Genomic DNA, 10,737 nt, shown 5'->3' with positions numbered 1-10,737 from the left:
CGCCGGACCCCCTCCCGGTCCCGGGGAGGGGTGTCCGGCGCCGCCGCTGCGCCGTGGCGTCGCGAAGGGTCAGCCGATCTCGGCCCCGTACACCTCGAGCGCGTCCGTCACCGGCTGGAAGAACGTCTCCCCGCCGCCGGTGCAGTCGCCGCTGCCGCCGGAGGTCAGGCCGAGCGCGGTGCTGCCGGAGAAGAGGGCGCCGCCGCTGTCGCCGGGCTCGGCGCAGACGTCGGTCTGGATCAGTCCGGAGACCGAGCCCTCCTGGTAGTTGACGGTTGCGTCGAGCCCGGTGACCGTGCCGTCGTGCACCTGGGTGGTGCTGCCGCTGCGCTGCACGGCCTGGCCGACGGTCGGCGTGGCCGCCGACGTGATCTCCTGCGTCGAGCCGTTGTAGAGGTCGACCGCGCTGGGGTGGTCGACACCGGTGCCGGTGTACTTCACCAGCGCGTAGTCGTGGCCGGGGAACGTCGCGGCCTCGACCGAGCCGATCTCCTGTCCGCCGGAGCTGTCCGACCAGCTCTTGATGCCCACGCCGCAGTGACCCGCGGTGAGGAAGTACGGCTGCCCGTCCTTGACGACGTTGAAGCCGAGCGAACAGCGCGCGCCGGAGCCGAAGATGGCGTCGCCGCCGGCGATGAAGGGCTGGAACTCACCCTTCGACTTGTGAATCCGGGCGGTCCCGGCGCCGAGCCCGTCGACCGCCTTGCCGAGCCGTGCCATCCCGGCCGCCGACACGGTCCGGTCGGCCGTCACGACCACCTGGTTGGTCCGCGGGTCGACGGACCAGGCCGTGCCGGGGATGCGGGCCTCCAGGCCCAGGGTGCGCGTGGCGGAGCGCAGTTCGGCCATGGTGTTGGCGACCGTCTTCGGCACGGCGCCCGCCGCGCGGACGGTGTCGGCGGCCGCTTCGTCGAGCACGTTGACGACGAGCCGGTCGCTCGCGGCGTCGTAGTACGACCCCGCGGTGTCCTCGGTGCCGAGCTGCGAGGTGAGGTGCGCGGCCAGGGTCACCGCGGCGGCGGGCGTGAGGCTCTTGGGGGCGGGCGCCGGGCTCGGCGCCGCGTTGGCCTGCGGCAGCACGATCAGTGCCGCCAGCACGGCCGCAGCCCCGCTGCCCGCGAGCACGGCCTTCCGCCCGGATATTCGACGATGCTTCAAGTCCTGTACCTCCACGTGGGGGGATGGGCCGGCTCAACTACCGCCAACCCGGAGGAATTTGCGGTGCAAGGCGTCACATCCCGAAAAGAATGCGTGTCCACGCCAAGCAACGCCGTCGAGTATTCCGAGGCCGTTCCGTGACCGGCAAGGCAGGATTCCGGTCTCCACAGCCGTCTCACAAGACATCCCGATTCCCGGTGTGGAACCTTTCATTCCGCTGTGCGGGAGGGCTCCCGCCGCGCTGCGCGACGGGCCGCACACGTCAGGTGAGGACTACACCTGTCCGGTAACCGCCCACGCGAACGCCGACAGGCGCCCCCGCGGGGGCGCCTGTCGTGCCGTCGGTTCCGGTCCGCTACGTGCCCGGCGGGACGGCGGGGATCGCCTCCTGCGGCGTACGCGTCGTCGACTGCGTCCCCGCGGCGGTGGCCGCCGGGTCGAGGTCCCGGTGGACGACGCGGGCGACCGCCTCGATCGTGGCGACCCCGGTGTTCATGGTGCGGTTGTCCTGCGTCAGCACCGTGAGGGAGTAGTCGTGCCCCGAGCCGGTGAACGCGCCGAGGCTGTGCACCCGCCAGCCGTGGGTGGCGCGCGGCAGCCAGCCGTTCTTCACGTGGACCGTCACCCCGCGCGGGGCGCCGGCGGGGGTGCCCCAGCGCTGTGTGCCGACCACCTTGTTCATCAGCTTCAGGATGTACGCCCGGGAGTTGTCGCTCAGCACCGCGTTCTTCGCCGTCACCAGGTCGAGCAGCCGCTGCTCGTCCTTCGCCGTGATCTGCGTGAGCCCCCAGTAGCCGTTGCTCCCCGGCACGGTGCGGGTCATGCCCGCGGCCTTCAGGAAGCCCTTCACCTTGGCCACCCCCAGCTGCCGCCACAGCTGCGTGGTCGCGGCGTTGTCCGACTTGGTGATCATCGCCGTGGCCAGCTTCACCTCACGCGCCGTCAGGTAGCGGTTGCGCTTCTTGTTGTCCCACAGCAGGGTGGCCAGCACCGTCACCTTCACCGTGCTCGCCGAGTCGAACCGCTGGTCCGCGCGGAGCGTGCACACCGTCTTCGTCCTGCGGTCCCGCAGCGACAGGGCCACCGTCGCCGTCCTGCCGCGCAGCGCACCGGTGATGTCGGCGCTCAGCTTCGCCGCGAGCCCCGCCTTGCCCGAGGTGCACACCACGGCCGGTGCCGCCGCCGCGGCGCTCCCCGCACCCGTCCCCACGACGGCCGTCGGCGCGACCGCGCCCACCACGACCGCGGCCGCCACCACTCTCCCGGCGCGCCGCGCCGTCCGTCCCCGCCCCATGGCCCCTCCCCGTCATCCCCTGGACCCCGCTCCCGGGCCTCGCAGACGTTGACCCACGGCCGCGGGCGAAAGGTTGTACGGATGCGGCACCGGGGTGCGGGGCGGGGGTCAGCGGACGCCGCGCGTGCGGAACTGGACGCTGATCCGCGGCCCCACGGCGCGCGTGCTCTTGGGGATCGCGTGCTCCCACGTCCGCTGGCAGGAGCCGCCCATCACCACGAGGTCGCCGTGCCCGAGCGGCAGCCGCATCGAGGCCGCGCCCCCGCCGCGGGGCCGCAGCGCCAGGTCGCGCGGGTCGCCGACGGACAGGATCGCCACCATCGTGTCCTGGGTCGCCGACCGTCCGGTCCGGTCCCCGTGCCAGGCGACGCTGTCCCGGCCGTCCCGGTAGAAGCAGAGCCCCGCCGTGACGAAGGGCTCGCCGAGCTCGTCCGCGTAATGGGCGTCGAGCGCGGCCCGGGCCTCGTCGAGGACGGGGTGCGGCAGCCCGTCGCCCTCCCCGTAGAAGGCCAGCAGCCGGGGCACGTCGACCTCCCGCTCGTACATCTGCCGCCGTTCGGCCCGCCACGGGACCGAGCCGGCCAGTTCCTCGAACAGGGCGTCGGCCCCCTGCAGCCATCCGGGCAGCAGGTCGAGCCATGCGCCGCTGCCGAGCCCGGTCCGCCGGAGGCCGTCCAGCGGACCGAGCAGCAACTCGTCGCTCTGGTCGAAGAGCGATCCCTGGAGCGGTGCGGTCATGCGTCCAGGGTAACCCCTCAATCGAACAAGCGAGCTATTCGCCGAACGCGGCCAGGTCGAGCCCGGCCAGCCGCTCGGGATCGGCCAGGATGTCCAGCTCGACGACGAGCCCGTCCACGATCGTGAAGCCCATGACCGACACCACCCGGCCCTCCGCCACGGCGACCACCCCCGGCGCCCCGTTGACCAGTGCCGGCCGTGCGTGCAGGGCCGCCCGCCGGAAGGAGAGCGCCTGGCTCGCGACCGTCCGCGCGCCGCGCAGCTCCCGGGCCGCCCCCGGGAAGGCGGCGCCGGTGTCCGCGCGCAGCACGACGTCCGGGTGCAGCACCGCCACCAGGGCCTCGAAGTCGCCCGCGCGCGACGCCGCCAGGAACGCGCCGACCACCTCCCGCTGCCGGCCCAGGTCCGCGTCCGGCACCGGCGCTGCCCCCTGCACCCGGCGCCGCGCCCGGCTGGCCAGCTGCCGCGCCGCCGCCGGCGTGCGCCCGACCATCGGGGCGATCTCCTCGAAGGGCACCGCGAACATGTCGTGCAGCACGAAGGCGAGCCGCTCGGCGGGCGACAGCGTCTCCAGCACGACCAGCAGCGCCAGCCCCACCGAGTCCGCCAGCAGCGCCGCCTGCTCCGGGTCGCCGGCCGCGTCCTCCCGGCTCACCACCGGGTCGGGCACCCGTGCGTCGTCCAGCGACGACTCGCCCCGCGAGGTCCGCGAGCGCAGCATGTCCAGGCACACCCGGCCCACCACGGTCGTCAGCCAGCCGCCCAGGTTCCCGATCCCGTCCGCCCCGGCCCGGTTCAGCCGCAGCCACGCCTCCTGCACGGCGTCGTCCGCCTCGGCCAGCGACCCCAGCATGCGGTACGCCACCGCCCGCAGGTGCGCCCGGTTCTCCTCGAACCGCTCCGCCAGGAACTCCTTGTCGTCCATCGGTCCCATTCCCTCGTCGCGTTCCCCCGGCTTCCCTCGGCGCACTGACGAACCGGTCGCGTCCAATGTGACAGAGGGGTGTGACAGGGGGCCGGGGTCGCGGAGGGGCGGCGTCCGCGGCCCCTGGTCACCAGCCGGCGAACAGCCGTCCCCGGTGCGACGCGCGGCGGGCGCTGTTGAGCAGCGCCTGGATCTGGCTCCCCGCCTGGTCCGCGTTCTGCAGGCGGGACGGGAAGGGCAGGCGGGCGTCGGTGTGGCCGTTGGCGTACTCCACGCGCAGCGTGATCCCGTAGCGGTCCACGGCCACGGGCAGGACCTGCCGCGCGCCGGGGGCGGGGGCCGGCTGCACCAGCCGCAGGAGCAGCGGCACCAGCTCCGCGTGGTCGTCCACCAGGTGCGTCAGCATCCCCGCCTCGGCCGTCGCCAGCGGGTCCGCCTCCGCCGTCGTCAGCTCGGCCAGGCCCACGGAGGCGGTGCTCTCCGCCGTCTCCAGCCTCGCGTGCACGAACTGCACGCACTGGCTGTCCGGGGCGTCCGCCCGGTACGGCGCGGCCGTCCAGCCGGTGACGGTCACCCGGGCCCGCACCCGGTCGCGTACGGGGGTGGGGGCGACGTCGGTGAACTCCAGCGAGATCGGGGTGCTCTCGGGGCCGAAGGCCGTCTCGAGGGGGTGCAGATGGACGTGACCGGCGAGCGCCCGCGCCGTCAGCCGGGTCACCTCCGTGCGCTCCCGGTCGGTGACCACGGTCATGGAGTGGGCCGAGGCGAGGACGGACCGGATGCGTTCGGCGTGCGTCGGCCGGGCGGGAGCGAGGGGGGCGGTGGTCTTGCTGCGCATCCGGATCTCCGCGAGACGTAAGTTAGGTTTGCCTAACCTAACCATATGCGCCCGGGTGTCGCCATCCCCCACGGGCCCGCACGTCCGCGCGCGGCACGCGGGCGCGTTCCCTCCTCTCGTCGCGGACCACGGCGCGGCCGACCGGGCCGGCGTGAGACCGCGGCCCAGGCCGCTCACGGAATGGGCACCGAGCACGCTCTGCATCGCCGCCGCGCGGTCCCCAGAAGCCCGCTCTGTGAACAACCGCTGAGCCCGTGGTCGACGCGGCCGGAGCCGAGCCCCGACAGCGGTGCCGCACCCGGCGCGAAGGCGCCGACGCCAACCGCCACCAGCGCCTACGACAACCCCGGCGGCCTCCGGCTGCTCAGCCCAGCCCTCGTACCGCGCCCCGCACCTTCGCGGCGAGCGCCGCCGGCAGGCGGGCGTGACCCTGGCGCTCGGCGGCGGTCTGCCCCGGACCGCTGACCGCGTACAGCAGGAACGCCTTCAGCGTCTCCAGGGAGCGGGGCTCATTGCCCTTGTCGCAGACCACGGCGTAGCCGACCCGGGTGATCGGGTAGGCGCCGGGGGCCGGGCCCCTGCCGGCCAGGTCGAGCGCCAGGCCGCCGCCGCTCCCCGCCGTCCGCGCGGTGGCCAGGGCGCGCGTGGCGGTGGAGACGGCGGCCGCCACCGGCTCGGCCGCCCCGGTGTCCAGCCGTACCGCGTCGAGCCCTCCGGCCGAGGCGAAGTCCAGGTAGGCGATCGCCCCCGGTTCCTGCGCGACCCGCGCGGCCACACCGTCCGCGCGGGCCACGCCCTCTCCGCCGCTCCCCGGCCAGTCGGACGTCGCCTCGTAGGCCCACGCGTCCGGCGCCGCTTCCCGCAGGTACCCGGTGAACGTCCTCGTGCTGGTGGTGGCGTCGGCCCGGTGGACGGCCGTGATCGCCCGGGACGGCAGGGCGACGTCCGGGTTGAGCGCGGCGATCGCCGGGTCGTTCCAGCGGGTGATCCGCCCGTCGAAAACCTTCGCCAGCGTCGGCGGGTCCAGCACGAGCCCGTCCACCCCCGGCAGGTGGTAGACGACCGCCACCGGTGTGGCCAGCAACGGCAGGTCGACGGCCTTGCCGCCGCCCGTGCAGCGCTTCCCGGACTGCAGGACCTCCCCGGTCGCCAGCGGCACGTCGGAGAGCGCGAAATCCGCCGTCCCCTGCAGGAACGCCGTCGTTCCCGCGCCCGAGCCCGTCGGCTGGTACGAGACCGTGGAACGGGGGCAGGCCGCCTGGAAGCCGGCGGTCCACGCCTCCACGGCCTCCCTCACGGCGCTCGCCCCGCCGCCCACCAGGGCGCCCCGGGCCCCCGGGCAGGAGAAGGACGCTTCCGCGGAGGACGCTCCCCGCTTCCCCGAAGGGCCCTGCGCCGCCGCGCCGTCCCCGTCCTTGCCGCCCGAGCCGTCGAGGTCGACGAGGAGGGGGACGCCCACCGCGAGCGACGCGGCGACCAGCACGGCGCCGGCCGCCAGGGCCACCCGTCTGCCGCGGGCCCGCCCGCGCGGTGCCGGAACCGGACCGGTGGGCCCCGCCCGGTCCACCGGCGGCGGCCCGAACGCCCCGGGGCGCGGCACCGGGCGGATGACCCGTGTGGCGGTGTCCCGGGGGCGGTCGGCCAGGGTCGGGGAGTGCTCCGGGCCGGGCCCGGACCCGGGCTCGTCGGCCTCCGGCTCGTCGGCCTCCGGCTCTTCAGGCTCCGGCGGGGCGGGTTCCGGGTCCGGCACGGATCCCCCGGCGCGCGCCAGCGTCAGGAAGGCCAGCAGCTCCTCCACCGAGGGGCGCTCCTGCGCGACCTTGGCCAGGCACGGCGCCACGAACGCGTGCAGTTCCTCCGGCAGCCCGGTCAGGTCCGGCTCCTCGTACACCACACGGAACCCGATCGCGTGCGAGCTGTCGCCGTCGAACGGGCCGTGGCCGGTCGCCGCGTACACCAGGACGGCACCCAGGGCGAAGACGTCGCACGCCGGGCCGACGGCGCCCGCGCGGAACTGCTCGGGGGCCATGAAGGCGGGCGTGCCGACCACCGTCCCGGTCCTGGTCAGCCGCTCGGTGCCGGCGGCCCGGGCGATCCCGAAGTCGATGACGCGCGGCCCGTCCTCCGCCAGCAGCACATTGCCCGGCTTCAGGTCGCGGTGGACCAGCCCGGCCCGGTGGATGTCGCGCAGCGCCTCCACCAGACCCGCGCTCAGCCCCAGGACCTCCTCCGCCGGCAGCGGCCCCCGCTCCGCGACCCGCCGCGACAGCGCCGGTCCCGGTACGAACAGGGTGGCCAGCCACGGCTGTTCCGCGTCGGCGTCGGCGTCGACCACGGGCGCCGTGAACGCCCCGCTGACCCGCCGCGCGGCCGCCACCTCGCGCCGGAACCGGTCCCGGAAGCCGGCGTCCTCGGCGAACTCGGGACGGACCACCTTGACCGCCAGCGCCCTCCCCGACACCGACCTGGCCAGGTAGACGACCCCCATCCCGCCCGTGCCCAGCCTGCCCTCCAGCAGGTACCCGCCGACGGACCGCGGATCCCCCTCCACCAGCGTCACCCGGTCGCTCCCTCCCCGCGCCCAGCAGCAGCACACAGCATAGGGAGCGACCCCTCACCAGGGGCCCGTACCGGGCAGCCCGGACCTCACCGCCCGAGCGCGAACTCCTTGCGCTCCAGCGCGATCACCCGCGTGTGCAGCACCCCGGGGAGCAGGTCACGCCCAGCCGCGGGCAGGGCGCCGAGGCAGCCGTTCGCGAGGCGGTCCGGCGCCGTCGGCGACAGCTCCATGATCCTTCGAGCCTATCCACGGGTCGCGGGCTACGGCAGGATGTGCGCGGTTCCCAGAAGGAAGGCGTAGACCCAAGTGGACGCTACGGAGGGCACATTGACGGTACAGAGCGACATCGTGGCACGGACGGTCCTGGACAGCGTCATACCGGTGTTCCCGGCCCTCTCCCCGGACGGCCGCACGGTCGTCCACACGGCGCGGCCCCTCGCCATCGCGGACCGCCTGGCCAGTGCCCTGTGGGCGGTGCCCGCCGACGGCGGCGCCCCGGCGCGGCAGCTGACCGACGGCACGAGCTGGATCGGCGCCCCGCGCTGGACCCCGGACTCGGCGGCGGTCCTCTTCGTCACCGCCGGGCAACTGCACCGCGTACGCCTCGCCGCCGACGGCGGACCCGACGGCCCCGCCGAGGCCCTCACTGCCTGGCCCGGCGGCATCGCGAACCACCTGCCGCTCGCCGACGGCCGCACCGTCGCCCTGATCGCCGCCGACGAACCCGACGAGGCCGAGGACGACGACGTGATGGTGTGGACCGAGCGGACGGGCCCCGAGCCCTCCGCCCGTCTGCGCCTCCTCGACCTCGACAGCGGCGCCGTCCGCACCGTCGGCACCCTCGGCGACCGGCACGTCGTAGAGGTGGCCGAGCGCCCCGACGGCGGCATGCTGGCCGTGCTCACCTGGGAGTGCGCGGAGGAGGACCCCGGCTCGCTCACCGCGGAGCTCCACCTCGTCGACACCGCCACCTTCACCGTCCACGACCTCGGCCCCGCCGGGCACGCGGCGCAGCGCCCCGTCTGGTGGCGGGCCGAGGACGGCTGGCACCTCGCCCACCTGGCCACCACCCCGCCCGGCCTGGTCGGCTCCCCGGCCGTCCTGGACCGCGCGATCCCGGCCGACCCGGAGCAGCGGCCCCGGCCGGAGGCACGCGACCTGACCGCCGGCATGACCGTCTGCCCCACCGAACTCCTCCAGGTCGCCGACGGCCCGCCCCTGGCCGTCTTCGCCGACGGCCTGGACACCGCGCTGTTCCGGCTGGACCCCGGCGAGCGGCGCTTCCGCCGCCTGCACACCCGCCCGGGCATCGTCCACGCGCTCACCGCGAGCCGTACGGGCGGGACGGTCGCCGTGCTCGCGGGCACCGCGTACGAGCCCAAGGACGTCCACGCAGGACCGCCCGACGGCCCGCTCACCCGGATCAGCGACACCCGCCCCGAGATCCGCGACATCCCCTGGGGCAGCCAGGAACGCCTCTCCTACAAGGCTTCCGACGGGCTCGCCCTCGACGGCCTGCTCCTCCTGCCGCCCGGCCGCACCCGCGAGGACGGCCCCTTCCCGTTGATCACCCTCGCGCACGGCGGCCCGTACGGGCGCTACAGCGACTCATGGCAGTTCCACATCGACCTGCCCCCGGGCCAGCTCCTCGCCACCGCCGGCTACGCCGTCTTCCTCCCCAACCCCCGCGGCGGCGAGGGCCACGGCCACGCCTTCGCCGCCACCGCGACGGACGGCGCCGTCGGTGGCGCCGAGTGGACCGACATCACCGAGGGCATCGACCTCCTCGTCGCCCAGGGCGTCGCCGACCCCGACCGCCTCGGCATCGGCGGCTGGAGCCACGGCGGCTACCTGGCCGCGTGGGCCGTCACGCAGACCGACCGCTTCAAGGCCGCGATCGTGGGCGCCGGCATCAGCGACTGGGGCATGCTGGCCGCGACCGGCGAGCAGGGGGCCGTCCGCGAGTCGGCGGGCAGCGGCAGCATCGGCTGGGAGGGCCCAGGGCCCCACGCCCACGACCGCGTCAGCCCCGTCTCGTACGCCTCCCGTGTCCGTACCCCGGTCCTGATCCTCCACGGCGAGGACGACACCAATGTGCCGGTCAGCCAGGGCCACTTCCTCCACCGCGCCCTGCGCCACCACGGCGTCCCCCACGAGTTCGTCGTCTACCCCGGCGAAGGCCACATGATCGGTGGACGCGGCCACCTGCTGGACCTGCTGCGCCGCAGCGTGGCCTGGTACGACCGCTGGCTCACCGCCCCGCGGCAGCCCTGACCCGCACCCGTCGCTACCGCCCTGCCCCGTACTCCTCGGGGCAGGGCGGCAGCACGTCGAGGAACTCCTCCGTGGTGAGGATGGCGTGCGCGTAGACCGGCGCGTTCACCTCGAAGGTCGCCTCCATCTCCGCCGGGCTGAAGGCGGCGATCGCGTCCCGCACCAGGGTGACGTGGTAGCCCAGTTCCTGGCCGAAGCGCGCCGTGGTGTCGACACAGGTGTTGGCCCGCATCCCGATCAGCACGATGCGCGACAGCCGGTGCTGCTTCAGCTGGAAGTCCAGGTCCGTGTTGGCGAAGCCACTCGACGACCAGTGCTCGTGCACCTGGATCTCGCCGTCGACGGGCTGGAAGTCGTGGTGGAACTCGCCGCCCCAGGAGCCCTGGGCGAAGACCTGCCCCTTGACGGTCGCCTCCTGGGCGGGGGAGAGGTGCTCCCACTCCTGGTAGTCCCCGGGGGCGGTGCGGCGGTGCGCGACGAAGAACGTCCGGATACCGCGGGCCCGGGTGGCCGCGAGCACCTCACGCATGTGGTCGAGCAGCCCCACCTGCTCGGCCACCGCCTTCGCGCGGGGCCACAGTTTCCCGCCGTCGGACAGGAAGTCGTTGTACGGGTCGATCAGCAAGAGACCGGTGTTCGCGCTGGTGTATCCCACTGCTTCCATGTACCGATTCTCGTCCCCGACCCGCACGGCCACCTGCGCAGCAGGTCACGCCACGGAAGCCGGCGCGGCGGCAACAGCTTCACGGATGCCCCGCTGCCGCCTTTCCGGAAGGGTGCACATAATGGAATCGGAGGGCGCACGGGAATTGACCTCAATTCCCGCTGCCCCACGTCTGGGGAGAGTGCCGTGAGTTCCATACCTCCTCCGCCCGAACGCCCCACCGGCCCTCCGTCCGGACCCCTGTCCGGCCGGCCGTCGGGTGAGCACCCACCGGTGACACCGGGCC

General features: G+C 74.6%; 9 protein-coding genes. 1 reads left to right on the top strand and 8 read right to left on the bottom strand.

The genetic code is table 11. The features are described 5' to 3' along the window. Window positions 1-69 precede the first annotated feature (69 nt). The 7 genes from PV341_RS39730 to PV341_RS39700 form a co-directional block, all read right to left on the bottom strand. A complete protein-coding gene (locus PV341_RS39730) occupies window positions 70-1,158 on the bottom strand; it encodes a S1 family peptidase (protein WP_500360337.1) in 1,089 nt (362 codons plus the stop codon). Window positions 1,159-1,513: 355 nt separating this feature from the next. After that, window positions 1,514-2,452, bottom strand: a complete 939-nt coding sequence (locus PV341_RS39725; RefSeq protein WP_500360336.1) for a serine hydrolase — start codon at window positions 2,450-2,452, stop codon at window positions 1,514-1,516. Window positions 2,453-2,560: 108 nt separating this feature from the next. Beyond that, window positions 2,561-3,190, bottom strand: coding sequence for an alpha-ketoglutarate-dependent dioxygenase AlkB (locus tag PV341_RS39720; RefSeq protein ID WP_500325411.1), 630 nt, complete (start codon window positions 3,188-3,190; stop codon window positions 2,561-2,563). A 34-nt stretch (window positions 3,191-3,224) separates the two neighbouring features. Further along, entirely contained in the window at window positions 3,225-4,115 is an 891-nt protein-coding gene (locus PV341_RS39715) for a sigma-70 family RNA polymerase sigma factor (RefSeq protein WP_500360335.1), read from the bottom strand. A 127-nt stretch (window positions 4,116-4,242) separates the two neighbouring features. Then, on the bottom strand, window positions 4,243-4,953 hold the full coding sequence (locus tag PV341_RS39710; protein WP_500360333.1) for a DUF2470 domain-containing protein: 711 nt from the start codon (window positions 4,951-4,953) through the stop codon (window positions 4,243-4,245). A 364-nt stretch (window positions 4,954-5,317) separates the two neighbouring features. Beyond that, entirely contained in the window at window positions 5,318-7,513 is a 2,196-nt protein-coding gene (gene pstS / locus PV341_RS39705) for a phosphate ABC transporter substrate-binding protein PstS (RefSeq protein ID WP_500360332.1), read from the bottom strand. Window positions 7,514-7,599: 86 nt separating this feature from the next. Beyond that, complete coding sequence (locus PV341_RS39700) at window positions 7,600-7,743, bottom strand: hypothetical protein (protein ID WP_500325403.1); 144 nt, start codon at window positions 7,741-7,743, stop codon at window positions 7,600-7,602. A 97-nt stretch (window positions 7,744-7,840) separates the two neighbouring features. Between PV341_RS39700 and PV341_RS39695 the strand changes: the two genes are divergently transcribed. After that, window positions 7,841-9,787, top strand: a complete 1,947-nt coding sequence (locus PV341_RS39695; RefSeq protein ID WP_500325401.1) for an alpha/beta hydrolase family protein — start codon at window positions 7,841-7,843, stop codon at window positions 9,785-9,787. 13 nt (window positions 9,788-9,800) lie between these two features. On the opposite strand, the gene PV341_RS39690 is transcribed toward PV341_RS39695, so the two are convergent. Next, window positions 9,801-10,451, bottom strand: coding sequence for a cysteine hydrolase family protein (locus PV341_RS39690; protein WP_500325399.1), 651 nt, complete (start codon window positions 10,449-10,451; stop codon window positions 9,801-9,803). Window positions 10,452-10,737: the final 286 nt, after the last annotated feature.

The sequence above is a fragment of the Streptomyces sp. PA03-1a genome, from assembly GCF_033792805.1.
Taxonomy (GTDB): Bacteria; Actinomycetota; Actinomycetes; order Streptomycetales; family Streptomycetaceae; genus Actinacidiphila.
Note: the sequence above shows the minus strand (reverse complement) of the source record. Positions and strands in the feature narration are given on the sequence as shown.